Origin of the sequence: Streptomyces sp. NPDC048257 (assembly GCF_043201855.1) — a bacterium.
Classification (GTDB): domain Bacteria; phylum Actinomycetota; class Actinomycetes; order Streptomycetales; family Streptomycetaceae; genus Streptomyces.
Genome location: NZ_JBICZI010000003.1, coordinates 252,195 through 267,697 on the forward strand (window position 1 = coordinate 252,195; position 15,503 = coordinate 267,697).

Below are 15,503 nucleotides of genomic sequence, written 5' to 3' on the forward strand. Positions count from 1 at the left end.
CCATGGTCCCCCCATCGCCTCCGTCCCGTCGGCACCCGCCGCTCTCCCGGCGAGCCCGCACGGCCCCGCCCGGGCCGGTGTGAGCCCGTGTGAGCCGACGACGGCGTCGGGTCGCGGGCCTCGTCCCAGGTCAGGGGGCTCCGAGATCGGGGTGGGCCTGGAGCAGCGCGGGCGGGGCGGCCTGGCGCCAGGAGTCGACGACGATCGCACGGAGCTCGTCGACGTCGTCGAGGGCCGCCAGCCGCGCCCGTACCCAGGCGAAGGAGGCCTCGTGGTCCGCGACCCAGAACTTCCCGGGCTCGGCGCGGACCAGCTCGTCGCGCTCCTCCTTCGGGCAGCGGACGGCCAGCGAGGTCTCGTCGTCGGGCAGGGTCAGGAACATCTTCCCGGCGACCCGGAAGGTGGGCATGGCCCAGGCCTCCTTCTCGGTCGTCTCCGGGAGGGCGAGGGCGATTTCACGGGCTTCGTCGGACGTGCACACACCCAGACCGTACGACAGGCCACTGACATCGGGCCCCGGCACGAACGCGGGGGCCGGCAGGGGCCGGTCGGGCGTAGGCTTCGATCAGCACAGGCGCAGAGGGGGCGGGTCACATGACGGCTGGGACGGCACAGAGGTGGGACTCGACCCTCGATTCGGTCGTGGTGTACGCGCAAGGCGCCGTCTGCCGCCGTCTGGTACGGGGCAGCATGCCGCCGGACGGTCGGGTGCGCGTAGCGGGACTGCCCCGCTCGCTAGACCCGGGCTCGCTGCGGGCCGGTGTGGTGGGCGCGCCCGGAGTGCGCGTCACCGAGGCCCGGGTGGAGGTCGAGGCCGAGCCGCTGGACGCCGGTGCTCCCGACACGTTGCGGCGCGAGGTCGAGCGGCTGGGCGACGAGTACGCGGCGGCGCAGGCCCGCCGCAACCGGCACCTGGGCCTGATCGAGGAGGTCAGGGCCCTGCACCCGGTACCGCCGGCCCCCAACCCCGAGGATCCGCACCGCCGTACCCCGGTCGACGCGTGGCTGGAGCTCGCCGACTTCGTCGACGGACGGCTGACGGGGCTGCACACCCGCCTCGCCGAGCTGGAGGACGCGCTGCGCCGCGTGGAGCACGAGTTCGGCATGGCCACGGACCGGCTCGCCCGGGCCTCCACCGACGCACCGTCAGCGCACCTGGAGACGACGGTCTCCGTTCTCCTGACCCTCGACACCACCGGTGACGCGGAGGGTGACGTGGGCGGTGACGCCCGGGAGGTCGAGCTGGAGCTGGAGTACGGGGTTCCGGGCGCCGTCTGGGTTCCGGCCTACCGTCTCACCCACCGTCAGGGGGACGGCGACGGCCGTCTGGTGCTGCGCGCCTCGGTCGCCCAGCGCACCGGTGAGGACTGGACCGGTGTGCGCATCGCCCTGGCCACTGCCGACCTGCGGCGCCGCACCGATCTGCCGAGGCTCCGTTCGGTCCGGATCGGGCGCCGTCAGCCCGCCCCCGCGCCGTCGGGCTGGCGCGAGCCTCCGGCGGGTCTGGCCGATCTGTTCGCCGGGTACGAGGCGGCCGGCCCGCGCCGCCCCGCCCCGACCGCCGTACCCCCGGCCCTCAGGGCCGGCTCCGCGTCCGGTCCCGTACCGCCGCCGCCACCGCCGCCCCCCGCCCCGGCGGCCGCGCCGCAGGGCTACGGCGCTCCCCCGGTACCGGGCGGCGCGTACGGTGCCTCCCCGGACGCCTTCGGCGGCGCGATGCCCGCCCTCGCACAGCCGGCCTCCGCGCGGCCGGCCTCCAGGCAGCGGGGCGGCGGTACGGGCTTCGCCGGGGCCCCCGCCCCCCTGGCTCCCGCGGCCCCCGGCCGGGCCGCTCCGCCGGCTCCTGCGGCACCTCCGGCACCGGAGCCGGCGCCCGGGCCGCCCCAGCCGAGCGGCGCCGAGCTCGACTACGCCTCCCTGGTGTTGTGCGGCCCCGACGAGCAGGGCGGGCGCAGGGGCCGGCTGTTCCCCGACTCCCCCTTCGACCCGGTGGCGGCCGAACACCGCCGCCGCGCCGAAGCGGTGAACCGGCTGCCGCTGCCCGGGCACGCCGTGCGGCCCCGTGAGTCGGCCGGTTCCTTCGACCACCGCTTCGACGCCGCCGCCCGCGCCGACATCCCTTCGGACGGCACCTGGCACACCGTCACCGTCGGGGAGATCCCGGTCGGTCTGCGCACCGAGTACGTCTGCGTGCCCTCCGTGGAGCAGACCGTGTACGCGACGCTGGTGCTCTCCAACGCCACGGACCAGGCCCTGCTGGCCGGCCCGGTGGAGGTCACGGTCGACGACGACTTCCTGTTGACCGCCGCCCTGCCCACGCTCGCCCCGGGCGGTGTCCGCCGGGTGGGCCTCGGGACCGCCGAGGGCATCCGGGTCACCCGCCGTACGACCCTGCGCGAATCGACGTCGGGTCTGCGCAACAACACCACCGTGCTCGACCACCACGTCCACGTGGAACTGGCCAACCGGCTCGCCGCACCCGTCACCGTCGAGGTCCACGAGCGCGTGCCCGTCACCTCCGAACCGGACGTGCGCATCGAGGAACGCGACGGCTGGACGACCCCCGAGGACGGCGCCGGGCCGGAGCACCACACCCCGGGCACCCGCGTCTGGCGGGTGGACCTGCCGGCCGGCGGGACCACCGCCCTCGACGGCGGCTACGAGATCCGCATCCCGGCCGGCAAGGCCCTGGTCGGCGGCAACCGCAGGAGCTGACACCCCTCATGTCCACGGCCCCGAAGCCGATCGCCCTTCCCGTCACCGCCGTCACCTGCCTGGAGGACCGCGCCCACATCGAGCGCACCGCCGTACTGGACCTGGAGGCGGGGGTCCAGCGCCTGCGGCTCGGTCCGGTCAGCGCGCTGGCCGTCGACCGTACCCTCCACGCCGAGCTGACCGCCGATCACCCGGCCACCGTGCTCGACGTACGGATCGTCCGCAGCTGGGAGCCGCGCGGACCGGTGCCGGCCGCCGAGGACGACTCCGTCCTGCGCCACCGCGTGCACGTCCTCGAAGAGGAGCAGCTCGCCGTGGGTCGGCGACGCGATCGGCTGCACGCCCGCCTCGGCGTGCTCGGCCGACTCTCCGCCGATCTCCTGCGGGAGGTCGGCGAGGGCGCCGGTTCCGGGGAGAACGACGGTCCCCGCTGGGCCCGCGAGATGGACCGGGTGGACGGCGAGCGGGACGCGTACGGTGAGGAACTGCGCACCGTCGACGCCCGCCTGACCGCCCTCGCCGTCGAGCTCGGGGAGATCCGGCGGGCCATGGACCTCGCCGAGACGGAGCCCGCCGAGCTGGTCGGCCATGTCGAGCTGACCGTGGAGACGGCAGCCGCCGGGCCCGTCCGGTTGCGCCTGAGCCACCTCGTCCCGTGCGCGCTGTGGCGGCCCGCCTACCGGGCCGTGCTCGACGGGGAGTCCCTGACGCTGGAGACCGACGCGATGGTCTGGCAGCGGACGGGCGAGGACTGGTCCGGCGTCCGGCTGACCCTGTCGACGGCGCGGTCGGCGCTGGCCACCGATCCGCCGCGGCTGGGCGAGGACCGCCTCACGCTGGGCGACCGTACGGCGGCGGAGCGCCGCACGGTCGACGTCGAGCTGCGCGAGGAGGAGATCGGGGACCTCGGACCGGCGGCCCCGGTCGTGGGCCTGCCCGGGGTGGACGACGGCGGTGAGGCGCGGGTGCTGCACTCTCCCGTACCGGTGTCCGTACGCGCGGACGGCCGCGCCCACCGGGTGCCCCTGTCCGCCTTCACCACGGCGGCGGACAGCGAGTACGCCTGCTCACCCGAGTTGTCGCCGCTGGTCACCCGGGTGGTCTCCTTCGACAACCGGTCCGGTCATGCGCTGCTCGCCGGTCCCGTCGACCTGGTCCGCGGCAGCGGATTCAGTGGCCGCGGCACGCTGGAGTTCGCCGCCCCGGGCGCCCCGGTCGAGCTCGCCTTCGGCAGCTGCGACGACCACAGGGTGGTCCGGTACACCGAGGAGTCGCGCGACTCGGCCGGATTCACCCAGCGGACCGTGGTCACCCGCACGGTGCGGCTGCACCTGTCGCGCTTCTCGGCGCCCGGGGACGAGGGCGAACGGGTGGTCGTCCTCCGGGAGCGGATCCCCGTCTCCGAGGTCGCGGCGGTGGAGGTACGCCTGCGCAAGGAGGCCTGCTCTCCGGCGCCGGACGCGGTCGATGCCGAAGGCATCGCCCGCTGGGCCGTCGCGCTCCCCCCGGGCGGCCGCCGGACGGTCACGCTGGTCTACGAACTGTCGGCGAGCGCCAAGGTCACCGGGCTGTGAGCGAGACGGTGACCACGGCCTCCGGCCGAAGGCTTCGCCTGGAGTGGGTCAGGATGACACGATGCGGTCGACGGCAGCCTCGATGAGCTGTTCGCGCTCGGCCTCCGAGAACACTCCTGGCAGGGTGAGCTGTTCGACGATCAGCCAGTTGAACGCCAGGTAGAGCAGCCGGACGGCGGTCGCGTCGCCCGGGAGGCCGGATTCCTCGTGGTGGGCCACGTTGGCGTCGACGTCGGCGCGGACGCGTGCGGTCAGCACCGCGCGCAGTTCGGGGCGCCGGGTGGCTTCGAGGCGCAGTTCCAGGAGCGCCAGGTAGCCGGTGCGGAAGGTGCTGATCCGGGCGATCGTCTCGCGCATCAGCGTCGCGTAGGCCGCCCGGTCCTGCGCGGCCGTCCGGTGCCGCGCGATGGTCGCCTCGTCGGGCTGGAGGCGTTCGTAGACCCGGGCTCCGGCCTGGGTCAGCAAGTCGTCGCGGTTGGCGAAGTAGTTGGAGGCCGTGCCGGCGGGGACGGCGGCTTCGGTGTCCACCGCCCGGAAGGTCAGACCTCGCGCGCCCTGCTCGGCCAGTACCTCGATCGCGGCATCGACGAGCGAGGCCCTCCGCTCGGCGTTCCTGCGGACCATTGACACCACTCCATCCGTAGTACTACGTTGCGACCAGCTCGCGCAGAGTACTACAGATGGAGTTGCCAGATGCGAAGGCTCGTGTACTACATCGCCGTCACCATCGACGGCTACATCGCCGGCCCCGGCGGAGAGTTCGACTTCTTCCCGCTCGGCGACGAGCAGCAGGCCGCCGCCTACTCCGAATGGGCCAATACCCGCTACCCGGAGACCGTCCCCACGGTCATGCGCGCCGCCCACGGCCTGACGGACGCGCCCAACCGGCGCTTCGACACCGTCCTGATGGGCCTCGGCACCTACGGCCCGGTCCTGCGGGCGGGAATCGCCAGCCCCTACGCCCACCTGCGCCAGTACGTCGTTTCGAGCACGCTCGCCCCCGACACCGATCCGGCGGTCACCGTGGTCGGCGGGGACCCGCTCGCCTTCGTGCGCGAGCTCAAGCGGGAGGAGGGCCAGGACGTGTGGCTCTGCGGCGGCGGCACTCTCGCCGGCGCACTGCTGCCCGAGATCGACGAACTGATCATCAAGAGCTACCCCGTGGTCGCGGGGGCCGGGATCCCGGTGTTCAACGGGGCGTTCGCTCCCGCCCACTTCGTGATGACCGACCGCACCTCCTTCGACAACGGCGCCACGATCACGTGGTTCACCCGGCGCTGAGGGCCTCCACCTCGGCCTCGAAGAGCAGGGCCGGGTCCAGGCCCATACCGGTGAAGTGGCCCGCCAGTTCCAGGGACAGCACCCCGTGCAGGCGGCTCCAGAAGGCCAGGGCCAGCCGCAGGGCCGGCGGCGGGGCGTCCGGGTGGCTCCCGGCCCACTCGCGGTGATCGGCCAGGTGGCCCTCGACGGCAGCGGACTTCGCGCCCCGGGCGGGAGCCGGCCCGGTGGCGGCGCACGCGTCGAGCAGGACGGACATCAACTCCGAGGTGATTCCGGTGACATCCTGCGGCGCGTGATATCCGGGCACCGGGGTCCCGTAGAGGAGGAAGTACCGGTGCGGGTCCTCCAGGGCCCAGCGCCGCAGCACCTGCGCCAGCCCGGCGAGGCCGGGCCGGTCCGCTCCCCCGCCGCCGGCGGCGGCGGCGGCGGCGGCCAGGAAGGCATCGGCGAGACTGCGGTAGGCGTCGCGGATGAGTTCGGTGATCAGCTCGTCGCGGTTGGCGAAGTACCGGTACAACGCCGGTCCGCTCATCCCCATCTGCTTGGCGATCGCGTTCAGGGAGAGCGCGGAGGCGCCGGAGCCGGCGATCTGCTGCCAGGCCTTCTCCTTGACCTCTTCGCGCACCTGCTGCCGGTACCGCTCGCGCGGGGTCTGCGTCGCTCCGGTCACGCCCGTCACCTCTCGCTCTCGCCCTGCACGCCCCATCGCCGCATGGCTTCTTCATCGCGAGTTAGAAGGTATCACCATCGGCACAGCCACTTTCGATCGCACGAACCGCTTCTTGACATTCGCGAGATAGCCATTCACTCTGGTTACAGGTTCTAACGAACACAAGAAATAGTAACCATCCGGAGGTCGTCATGACGAACACCGTCGAGCGGGTCGAGATCGTTCTTCCGGGCAAGGTCGAGCCCGAAGGCCTGCAACTGCACCGCGGTCCGGTCCCGGCGCCGACGGCCGGCCAGGTGGTCGTCGCCATGGAAGCGACGGGCGTGTCCTTCGCCGAGCAGCAGATGCGGCGCGGCCGGTACTACGACCAGCCGCCCTTCCCCTTCGTCCCCGGATACGACCTGGTCGGCACGGTGCTGGCCGTGGGCGAGGGCGCCGACGCCGCCCTGCTCGGCAAGCGCGTGGCCGCCCTGACGAAGACCGGAGGCTGGGCGAGCCACATCGCGCTCGCCGCCGCCGACGTGGTGGAGGTACCCGAAGGCGTCCGCCCGGCGGACGCGGAGACCGCGGTCGTCAACGGCATCACCGCCTGGCAGATGCTCCACCGCAAGGCCCGGGTGCGCGCCGGCCAGACCGTAGTGGTCCACGGCGCCAACGGCGGAGTCGGCTCGATCCTGGTCCAGCTGGCCCTGGCCGCGGGCGCCCACGTGATCGGCACCGCCTCCACGCGCCACCACGACGCGCTGCGCGCGCTCGGGGTGACCCCCATCGACTACCGCTCCGGCAATGTCCCCGCCCGGGTACGGGCCCTCGCCCCCGGAGGCGTGGACGCGGTCTTCGACCACGTCGGCGGCGACGGCATCGTCGGTTCCTGGCGGCTCCTGGCCCCCGGCGGCACGCTCGTCTCGTACGGCAGCGCCGCCACCCGCGACGACGAGGGCTCCGGCGCGCGGCCGGTGCTCAAGCTGCTGGGCCGGGTGTGGGTGTGGAACGCGCTGCCCAACCGCCGCCGCGCGTACTTCTTCAACGTGTGGGCCGGTCGCGCGTACGCCAAGAACCGCTTCCGGGCGCGCCTGCGGTCCGACCTCACCCAGGTGTTCACCGCCCTGCAGCGCGGTGAGATCACCGCCAAGGTCGCGGCCGAGATCCCGCTGGCCCGCGCCGCCGAGGCGATGCGCCTGGCCGAGTCCGGCACGGTCGCCGGAAAGGTCGTCCTCGTCCCGTGACCCGGCAGCCGGGCCCGTCAGGAGAACGGGGGCCGGTCCGGTTGGCACGTCGTGCCGGGCGGCGGAAGCGTGCCGTCGATGAAGTGCTGCCGATGCCCCGGGGATCCCAGCTGACGATGTCGAACCGTTCGCGCAGGTCCTTCGGGAAGGAGTCGTAGTTCTGCGGCACCTGCACCGTACCGGGGCCGCCGGGGCCACCGGGGCCACCGGGATTGACGAACAGGGTGCCGACCCGCTTCCCGGGGTCGGCCGCCTTCCGCCGGACGACGGCCAGATCGATGGTGCGGCCGGCCGGGTCGGCGTGGTCCAGCGGCACTTCGGCGGTGGCGCAGTCGTACGGGCTGCCGGGTGTGCAGGGACTCCAGTCCAGCCGGGGCACGGCCACCGAGGGTGACGGCTGCGCGTGGGCGGCGGCCGGTTCCGGCGCGGTGAGCGCCGACGAGCAGATCGCCGCCGCGGCGAGGACGGCCGCACGGCGGCGGCCGGATCTCGGCCCGGGACCGGGCATGTTCCGCCCTCCTCCTTCGCGGTACACCCCTCTGGCTCAACGAAACCGCGATCCGGCCCAGCGCGCGACCGCGCACGCCGCGGCCGCGCGTACCGGCCATGCGCGTCGGCAGGGGAGCGGATCGGCGGGTGACGCGCTATCCTCCGCGCCATGATTGACATGGACATGCAGCGCACCACCGTAGGGCCGCCCCTAAGCGGCCGGCGCTCGTGGGTGTGCCTCCTCCTGCTGGCCCTCCTGCTGGGCACCGCGACCACAGCGGCCGCCTCACCCCCGCCGACGGCCCCCGCCACGGCCTCGCGCGTGTCCGAAGCCGCCGCGGCCGCCCGCTGGGGCGACCGGCGGCTCGACGAGGCCACCTTCCTGACCACCCACAACGCCTTCACCAACTACGAGGACTCCCGCTGGAGTTCGGTGAACCAGTCGGAGTCCGTGCGCGCCCAGCTCGACAACGGCGTCCGCGGCCTGAGCCTCGACACGCACTGGTACGAACGCAGCACCTGGCTGTGCATCATCAGCTTCGGCAGCGACTGCTACCCCAGCGACGTGTACCTGTGCCACGGTGACTGCAAGACCTTCGCCGGAGCCACGTACGCCCTGCCGCGGCAGACCTTCCACGGCACCATGCAGACCGTGGTGGACTTCCTCGCCGCCCATCCAGAGGAGGTCGTGACCGTCTTCCTCGAGGACTACGTCGGCGCCGATCAGCTGCAGGCGTCCCTGGGCCGGGTCAACGGCTTGCAGAACTTGCTGTTCCGGCCCGACGACTGGGGCGTACGGCAGCACGGCTGGCCGAAGGTGGCCGACCTCGTCACCTCGGGCAAGCGGCTGCTGATCTTCTCCGATCGGTCCGACCGGGAACACCTCGGCGTCATGTACGACAAGTCCTGGACCGTGAGCAACTTCTGGAGCCTCGGCGACCTGGGCAACGACCTCACGTGCGTCAGCCGCTGGGCCGACGTGCCGCTGGACCGTCAGGAGCCGGGCTTCCGGCGCCTGTTCACGATGAGCCACCACCGCAACGTGCCCACGGTCCTCACGGCGGCCCTGGACAACGGCACCAAGCTGAGGAACCGCATCGCCGAGCAGTGCCGGCCCGCAGCCGGGGGCCGTGACCCGAACTTCGTCTCCGTCGACTTCCACCGCCTGTCGGACGGGAGCGGCCACACACCGGCCTCGATCGTCGCAGAGCTCAACGCGCGCCCCTGAGGTACGCCTTGCCGCGCACGCCGCCCGGCCGGTCAGCCGGCCGCGCGTCGTGCGCCCAGCGCCCGTCGCTCGTCCTCGTTCAGCCCGCCCCACACTCCGTAGGGCTCCTGCACGCGCAGCGCGTGGCTCAGGCATTGCGCCCGCACCGGGCACAGCGCGCAGACCTCCTTGGCCTCCTGCTCCCGCGCGGAGCGGTCCTCACCCCGCTCCCCCGCCGGGTGGAAGAACCGGTCCGTCCCCAGTTCCCGGCACGCCGCCTCCTCCTGCCACAGCCAGTGGTGCTCCGCACGGCCGGGCAGGCGCGCCACCTTGGTCATGTTGCGACTCCTCTCTTCCACGTTCCGCACGTCCTGCTTCGTCCCTCACGCGTCTGACCCGGGTGCGCGTTTCGAAACGCCGTCCGCCCAGGTCGGCGCCTCGGCTGCGGTGGACGTGGAGACGCGTGGCAGCGCGTAGGGGTGCTTCTCGGCCAGCCAGGCGACCAGCTGCTCGCGCACCGTGCAACGGGCGGTCCACAGGTCGTCCGCGTCCTTCGCGGTGACGATCGCCCGTACGACGATGGTGGTGGCGGTCGTGTCGGTGACCGCCAGGTCCCAGCCGCGGCCGTCCCACGCCTCGCAGCCGTCCAGGACCTCCTTGAGCTTTTCGCGCATCAGCGCGACGGGGGCCGTGTGGTCGCAGTGGAGGAAGACCGTGCCCGTCATCTGGATCCCGCCGCGCGACCAGTTCTCGAAGGGCCGCCCGGTGAAGTAGGACACGGGCATGGTGAGCCGGCGCTCGTCCCAGGTGCGCACGGCCAGGAAGGTGAGCGTGACCTCCTCGACCACACCCCACTCGCCGTCCACGACGACCGTGTCGCCGATGCGCACCATGTCGCCGAACGCGATCTGGAATCCGGCGAAGAGGTTGCCGAGGGTGGACTGGGCGGCCACACCGGCGACGATGCCGATGATGCCGGCCGAGGCCAGGAGCGAGGTGCCGACGGCGCGGAGGGAGGGGAAGGTCAGCAGCATCGCCGCGACGGCCACCACGACGGCCACGGCCGTGACGATCCTCATGATGAGCGTCACCTGGGTGCGGACCCGGCGGACGCGGGAGGGATCACGGGTGCCGAGCGCGTAGCGGGCGTACGAGGACTCGACCACGGCGGAGGTGACGAGGACGACGCACCACGCGCTCGCCCCGATCAGCACGAGCGTGAGGGTCCGGCCCACGGCCGCCGCGTGCTCGTGCAGCGGCTGCCACTCGATCTGCCGGTACGTCCCGCGCAGCACCGCGGTGAACAGCAGGACGCGGACGGAGGTGCGGCAGCGGCGCAGCATGTCCCACAGGGGTGTCTCGGTATGGCGGGCATGCGCGCGCCGCAGGAACAGGTCGGTGAGCCGGCCCACGACGAACGTGAGCACGATCGAGCCGCCGATGACGGCCACCAGTCGAAGCAGGGTGTCCATGACTCCTCTGAGGTGGTCTCGGAAACGGGTCCGGGCAAGGGGGTGGGGAGGGAGCGTCCCTTTCGCCAGGGTGGGTAGAAGCGCACCACGACATAGCGGGACATGAGTGACGAGAACGAGGTGAGAGCGCAGTGCAGACCATCGGATCGGAGATCAGCGAGCCCGCATCGGACGCGCGGGAGCCGGCCTTCCGCCAGTGCCGTCGGCTCGCCCTGCGTGGGGCCCACCGGCAAGTGGCGCGGGGGCGCGCGTTCGCCCGTGAGGCGTTGAAGGACTGGGGGTGGGACGGCCGGGACACCGCCGAGGACGCGCTGCTGGTCGTGTCCGAGCTCGTCACCAACGCCAGCCTGCACGCCGGCGGCTGCCACGAGCTCCTGCTCCGCGCCGGGGACGTGCTCCGGGTCGAGGTGTACGACGGCCTCGGCGACCTCCGGCGGATGGTGCCCGTGGCGCGTCCGGGCGGTCCGGGCGTTCCGGGCGGGTTCGGCCTGCACCTCGTCCGCAGGATCGCCGACCGATGGGGCGCCGAGGCCACCTCGCACGGCAAGGTCGTCTGGGCCGACATCGACGCCGAGCGGCTGCGGGCGGACCGGCCCGGGCGGGCCTGAGGCCGCTCGGCCGGGACGACCGACCGGGACGCAAGGCCCCCGGCCGGTCGGTCAGCCCTGCAGCAGCTCTTCGCGCAGGGTGCCCAGCGTGCGCGTGAGCAGCCGGGAGACCTGCATCTGGGACAGGCCGATCTCCGCGCCGATCTCCGCCTGGGTCATCTCCTGGCCGAAGCGCAGTTCCAGGATCTGGGAGCAGCGTTCGTCCAGGCCGGCGAGCAGGGGCGCCAGGGCGTGGCGGTCCTCGACCGCCTCCAGGGCGGGGTCGAGGTCACCCATGGTGTCGCCGAGGGTGAGCGAGCCTCCGGCGGCCGTGGACGCCTGGCTGCCGCTGCCCGCGTTCTCCTGGGGCACGTCGAGGGACTGGGTGGAGTAGCCGTTGGCCGCGACCAGGCCCTGGCGGACCTCGTCCTCGGTGAGATCCAGCCGCTCGGCGAGTTCCGCCGGGGTCGGCGCGTGGTCCGTCTCGGAGGTCAGCTCCTCCGTGGCCTTCGCCAGCTCCAGGCGCAGCTCCTGCAGGCGGCGCGGAACCCGCACGGCCCAGGTGGTGTCCCGGAAGTGGCGCTTGATCTCGCCCGTGATGTACGGCAGGGCGAGCGTGGTGAGCTGGGTGTTCCGCTCGGGGTCGTAGCGGTCGATGGCCTTGATCAGGCCGATGACGCCGACCTGGACGATGTCCTCGTTCTCGGGTCCGCCGGGGCGGTCACGGAACGGCCGGGCGGCGAACTGCACCAGTGAGATGTTCATCTCAATGAGCGTGTTGCGCACGTACTGGTACTCCTGCGTGCCCTCTTCGAGGCTGTGGAGCCGTTCGAAGAAGATGCGGGTCAGCTCGCGGGCGTCGCCGGTCGACAGTTCCCGTGGGCAGGGCACGTCCGGCAGCCCGCTGAGCCCGGAGGCATCGGCGGCGCCACCGGTGGAGGTGGTCGCGGTCGCGGTCGCGGTCGCGGTCGTCGTCATGGTCATGGCCTCGGCCGTGGCCGTGAAGGTCATCGTCTTCGCTCCTTGGGCACGTGTGCTTGCGGTGCGTTGCTCGATAGCTCGGCAGCTCGGTCATGCGGAAGTGCGCTTCCGCCTACCTGCACCCTGTCGGTGCCTGGGACACACGTCAAGTAATACCGGAAAACTTGTTCTGGAATTGATTTTCGTGAGTTATCCCTCAAGAATGACGGTGTGGAGAGCGAGCACACGGGTTCCCGCCGCCACGGCTGGACCTTCCTGACGAACCACGCCCGGGTTCTGATCGCCATCGCGCGCGATCCGGGCATCCGTCTGCGTGACATCGCGGTGGACTGCGGTCTCACCGAGCGCACGGTGCAGACCATCGTCACGGACCTGCAGGCGGACGGGTACCTGACCCGGATCCGGGACGGCCGGCGCAACCGGTACGTCGTCGCGCCCGGCGCGCGCTTTCGCCACCCGGCGGAGGCCGGCCACGAGATCGCCGGCCTGCTCGCCTACCTCGCGGGCCCGCTGAACTCACCGCCGGCGCCCGCCGGCCAAGTGGCGAACGACACGTCCGACGGCAGCGATCCCCGCGCGGCCGTCTAGGCGCTGGGGTCGGATCGGGCGCGGGTTCAGATCCGGCGCGGGTTCAGATCCGGCGCGGACGGGCCCGGAAGTGGGCGCGGGCCTCGGGCAGGAACATCGGGACCACGGCGGCCGCGGCGAGCAGGTCGGGGAGGGCGGCCAGCGCCGGCCCCATTCCGGGCATCATCCCGCTCATTCCGAGGTCGTCTGCCACGAAGAGCAGGTTCCCGGCTCCGACGATGCCGAGGACCGTACGGGCCCAGCCGCGGCCCGCCCGCATCTTCACCGCCACGGCCAGCCAGCCGGCCAGGATCACGAGCAGCACGGCGCCCGAGCCGGCGAGCCGGAGGGCGGCGCCGTCGGCACCGGCGACGTCGGTCAGCTCGTCCAGGCCGGTGGGCCCGATCACGAACGCCCACAGCACCCAGTCCAGGACCTTCGCGGCGACGGCGGCGAGCGTGAGCGCCCACGCCACCTCGATCTCCTTCGGGCGCACGCCCTCCGCGTCCGTGCGTATGGTGCCGCTCATGCGCGTCCTCTCCTTCGTCTGAGCCCCCGTTGGCCCGTCCACGCCCTCTGAGAGGAAGAAGGGGCCCGTCCGGTTCCCCTCAGGAGCGTCCCCGGGGCGGCGGCCCGAACCGTACGGGGACCCCCGGCGAGTAGAGCACGCTCACGGGCGGCCCGGCCGGGGCCGGCAGGCCGGCCGCGGCCACCAGGTCCTCGTCGCAGTCGAGGAGTTCGGCGCGGTGCAGCGGCCAGCGCGGGTGCGTGTTCGGCAGGTACAGCGGCCGTCCGAAGAACTCCGTGTGCATGCCCCAGCGGGCGGTCAGGAAGTGTTCCAGGGCCGTCGGTTCCGCGACGCGCTCACCGACGCGTACGGCGATGCGGCTGTGCGCGCCGCGCGGGCCGGGCCAGCGCCGGCTGCTGGTGTACGTGATCGTGTCACCGTCATGACGGACCGTCATCCGGGACCAGAGGTACGGGAGCCGGAACGCGGCCCGCCCGACGGCCACCGGGATCAGCCGGGAGGCGTCGAGCGAGCGGAAGACCACGGCGCGGCGGCCGTGCGCGTCGACCGAGTAGAGCCGGACGTTGGTCTCCGGAAAGGAGCCCAGGTAGGGGACGCCGGGAAGGCGCAACCAGCCGACCTTGTGCATGCGGAAGGCCACCAGGCCGACGTAGGTGACCCCGTCCAGCGTGTCCGGCACGGTGCCGGGCGGCAGCAGCGGGGCGACGAGGGCGGGGTCGACGGCCCAGTGCACGAAGGAGAGGTCGAGCCAGGACTGGGTGAGCAGGGGACGGTCCGCCGTGTGCGGCGGGTCGGCCGTTATCGGCTCGGGGTCGACGGCGCGCGGCGTCTGATGCATGCGGCCAGTATCCCCGCGCGGGTTCTGGCCTGATCGGCAAGACCCCCCCCAGGGCGTGGCGAGTCCGTGCCGGTTGCCTCCCGGCGACCCGGGTCGGTGGTCGGGCACCTCCACCCGCTCCCCCGGCCCCGGCCCCCGGGCTTCAGCGCAGCGCGTCGGCGGCGGGCAGGATGCGCGCCGACATGTTGGTCTCCATCATGCGCAGGGCGGCCTCGGCCAGATCCTGGTGGATGTGGGCCACGGCGTCCCGGGCGACCGTGACCTCAAGGTGGCGGATGGGGGCGTCGAGCGCGGAGTAGAGCACGCACTGCTCCGTGACCTGCCCGCACAGGACGAGGTGGCCGACGTCGAGGGTGCCCAGCAGATAGGCGAGCGGCGTTTCGCACAAGATGGAATGGCGCGCCTTGACGACGAAGTACGGGGCTTCGTCCGGCCGGACGGGTTCGACCAGTGCGGCGTTCGGACCGGCGAGGGTCGCGTCGAGGATCTCGCCGTGGTGGGAGCGCCATTTCCCGAAGTTGTCGTTGGCGTAGATCACCGGCAGACCCTGTGCGCGCGCCCGCTCCAGCAGGTCCACGACCGCGGGGAGCGCTCGCGTGATGGAGGGGACGAGCCGGTCCGCGTCGTCGTGGTCGTGCGTGTTGAGCATGTCGATGATGACAAGCGCGGTCGTCGCCATGCTGGGCAACCCTGCCAGAACTGCTGCCCCGGCGGGGGGGGGGGGGGGGGGGGGGGGGGGGGGGGGGGGGGGGGGCGCCGGGGGGGGCCCCCCCCCCCCCGCCCCCCCCCCGGGGGGGGCCCCCCCCCCGGGGGGCCCGGCCCCCCCCCCCCCCGCCGGGGTGAGCGGGAGGCGTCAAGGCCGGGTCAGCCCGGCCACGTGCCCGTCATCCGCCGGGTGGCGACCGCGCCGGACCGCTCGACGGCGGCCTTCGTCACCGCGAAGATCGCGCCCTGGAGGCCCGCGGCGATGAGGATCTCCTTCCAGGAGCGGTCCTCGTCGGTGGCTCCCGGAGCGTCGGCTTCACCCTCGATCAACTTCCAGGCCTGCTTGAACGCGATCCCGGCCATCATGCCGCTGAGCGCGCCGAGTACGAGTCCCACCGGACGGTAGGCAAGCTGCGACCTGTTCACTTGGAGCCCCTGCGGCGACGCACCAGGAGGAGGAACACCGCCACGACGGCGCCGGCCACGAGGAGTGGCCTGCGGTCGGACCGGGCCGTGGTCCCGAGAACCCGACGGGACGCCTTGGCGGCCTTGTCCAGGGCGGGCGCGGGGTCCGGGGCGTTGTCCTTCACCAGCTGTGCGGCTTGGTGTGCTGCCTCACGGATCTGGTCGGTGACCAGAAATGACGTCTCCATGGTCCTCTC

18 protein-coding genes are annotated in these 15,503 nt (G+C 73.0%); 7 read left to right on the forward strand and 11 right to left on the reverse strand.

Annotation, left to right across the window (positions count from 1 at the left end; all coding sequences use genetic code 11):
- Positions 1-130 precede the first annotated feature (130 nt).
- Complete coding sequence (locus ACGFZK_RS08685) at positions 131-481, reverse strand: MmcQ/YjbR family DNA-binding protein (protein WP_393848123.1); 351 nt, start codon at positions 479-481, stop codon at positions 131-133.
- A gap of 113 nt (positions 482-594) precedes the next feature.
- Here ACGFZK_RS08685 and ACGFZK_RS08690 point away from each other — a divergent pair, with 113 nt between their 5' ends.
- Both ACGFZK_RS08690 and ACGFZK_RS08695 read left to right on the forward strand, forming a co-directional pair.
- Positions 595-2,715 (forward strand): DUF4139 domain-containing protein, encoded by a 2,121-nt coding sequence (locus tag ACGFZK_RS08690; RefSeq protein ID WP_393848124.1) that lies wholly within the window; start codon positions 595-597, stop codon positions 2,713-2,715.
- Positions 2,716-2,723: 8 nt separating this feature from the next.
- Complete coding sequence (locus tag ACGFZK_RS08695; protein WP_393848125.1) at positions 2,724-4,289, forward strand: mucoidy inhibitor MuiA family protein; 1,566 nt, start codon at positions 2,724-2,726, stop codon at positions 4,287-4,289.
- A 48-nt stretch (positions 4,290-4,337) separates the two neighbouring features.
- Here the strand turns inward: ACGFZK_RS08695 and ACGFZK_RS08700 are convergent, their stop codons facing one another.
- Positions 4,338-4,913, reverse strand: coding sequence for a TetR/AcrR family transcriptional regulator (locus tag ACGFZK_RS08700; protein WP_393848126.1), 576 nt, complete (start codon positions 4,911-4,913; stop codon positions 4,338-4,340).
- A 69-nt stretch (positions 4,914-4,982) separates the two neighbouring features.
- On the opposite strand from ACGFZK_RS08700, the gene ACGFZK_RS08705 reads away from it, so the two are divergent.
- Positions 4,983-5,570, forward strand: coding sequence for a dihydrofolate reductase family protein (locus ACGFZK_RS08705; RefSeq protein ID WP_393848127.1), 588 nt, complete (start codon positions 4,983-4,985; stop codon positions 5,568-5,570).
- On the opposite strand, the gene ACGFZK_RS08710 is transcribed toward ACGFZK_RS08705, so the two are convergent.
- On the reverse strand, positions 5,557-6,240 hold the full coding sequence (locus tag ACGFZK_RS08710) for a TetR/AcrR family transcriptional regulator (RefSeq protein WP_393848128.1): 684 nt from the start codon (positions 6,238-6,240) through the stop codon (positions 5,557-5,559). The two genes, ACGFZK_RS08705 and ACGFZK_RS08710, sit on opposite strands and share 14 nt — an antisense overlap.
- Before the next feature lie 191 nt (positions 6,241-6,431).
- Here ACGFZK_RS08710 and ACGFZK_RS08715 point away from each other — a divergent pair, with 191 nt between their 5' ends.
- Together ACGFZK_RS08715 and ACGFZK_RS08720 are read left to right on the forward strand one after the other, a co-directional pair.
- Positions 6,432-7,466, forward strand: coding sequence for a medium chain dehydrogenase/reductase family protein (locus tag ACGFZK_RS08715; RefSeq protein WP_393848129.1), 1,035 nt, complete (start codon positions 6,432-6,434; stop codon positions 7,464-7,466).
- 658 nt (positions 7,467-8,124) lie between these two features.
- Entirely contained in the window at positions 8,125-9,183 is a 1,059-nt protein-coding gene (locus ACGFZK_RS08720; protein WP_393848130.1) for a PI-PLC domain-containing protein, read from the forward strand.
- Between the two features lie 32 nt (positions 9,184-9,215).
- On the opposite strand, the gene ACGFZK_RS08725 is transcribed toward ACGFZK_RS08720, so the two are convergent.
- Both ACGFZK_RS08725 and ACGFZK_RS08730 read right to left on the reverse strand, forming a co-directional pair.
- Positions 9,216-9,500 carry a WhiB family transcriptional regulator gene (locus ACGFZK_RS08725; RefSeq protein WP_393848131.1) on the reverse strand — a complete coding sequence of 95 codons (285 nt, stop codon included), beginning with the start codon at positions 9,498-9,500 and terminating at the stop codon, positions 9,216-9,218.
- A 45-nt stretch (positions 9,501-9,545) separates the two neighbouring features.
- Positions 9,546-10,634: a mechanosensitive ion channel family protein gene (locus ACGFZK_RS08730; RefSeq protein ID WP_393848132.1), complete on the reverse strand. Its 1,089-nt coding sequence runs from the start codon at positions 10,632-10,634 to the stop codon at positions 9,546-9,548.
- 131 nt (positions 10,635-10,765) lie between these two features.
- Here ACGFZK_RS08730 and ACGFZK_RS08735 point away from each other — a divergent pair, with 131 nt between their 5' ends.
- Positions 10,766-11,242, forward strand: coding sequence for an ATP-binding protein (locus tag ACGFZK_RS08735; RefSeq protein ID WP_393848133.1), 477 nt, complete (start codon positions 10,766-10,768; stop codon positions 11,240-11,242).
- Positions 11,243-11,293: 51 nt separating this feature from the next.
- Here ACGFZK_RS08735 and ACGFZK_RS08740 read toward each other — a convergent pair whose 3' ends face one another.
- On the reverse strand, positions 11,294-12,232 hold the full coding sequence (locus ACGFZK_RS08740) for a SigB/SigF/SigG family RNA polymerase sigma factor (protein WP_393848134.1): 939 nt from the start codon (positions 12,230-12,232) through the stop codon (positions 11,294-11,296).
- Between the two features lie 180 nt (positions 12,233-12,412).
- Between ACGFZK_RS08740 and ACGFZK_RS08745 the strand changes: the two genes are divergently transcribed.
- Complete coding sequence (locus ACGFZK_RS08745; RefSeq protein WP_393848135.1) at positions 12,413-12,790, forward strand: helix-turn-helix transcriptional regulator; 378 nt, start codon at positions 12,413-12,415, stop codon at positions 12,788-12,790.
- 43 nt (positions 12,791-12,833) lie between these two features.
- Here ACGFZK_RS08745 and ACGFZK_RS08750 read toward each other — a convergent pair whose 3' ends face one another.
- The 5 genes from ACGFZK_RS08750 to ACGFZK_RS08770 form a co-directional block, all read right to left on the reverse strand.
- Positions 12,834-13,298 (reverse strand): hypothetical protein, encoded by a 465-nt coding sequence (locus ACGFZK_RS08750; protein ID WP_393848136.1) that lies wholly within the window; start codon positions 13,296-13,298, stop codon positions 12,834-12,836.
- A 79-nt stretch (positions 13,299-13,377) separates the two neighbouring features.
- Positions 13,378-14,136, reverse strand: a complete 759-nt coding sequence (locus ACGFZK_RS08755; RefSeq protein WP_393848137.1) for a YqjF family protein — start codon at positions 14,134-14,136, stop codon at positions 13,378-13,380.
- 142 nt (positions 14,137-14,278) lie between these two features.
- Positions 14,279-14,815, reverse strand: a complete 537-nt coding sequence (locus ACGFZK_RS08760; protein ID WP_393848138.1) for an isochorismatase family cysteine hydrolase — start codon at positions 14,813-14,815, stop codon at positions 14,279-14,281.
- 185 nt (positions 14,816-15,000) lie between these two features.
- Positions 15,001-15,267: a DUF4235 domain-containing protein gene (locus ACGFZK_RS08765; protein WP_393848139.1), complete on the reverse strand. Its 267-nt coding sequence runs from the start codon at positions 15,265-15,267 to the stop codon at positions 15,001-15,003.
- A complete protein-coding gene (locus tag ACGFZK_RS08770; protein ID WP_393848140.1) occupies positions 15,264-15,494 on the reverse strand; it encodes a hypothetical protein in 231 nt (76 codons plus the stop codon). The genes ACGFZK_RS08765 and ACGFZK_RS08770 overlap by 4 nt, the downstream gene beginning before the upstream one ends.
- Between the last annotated feature and the right edge of the window lie 9 nt (positions 15,495-15,503).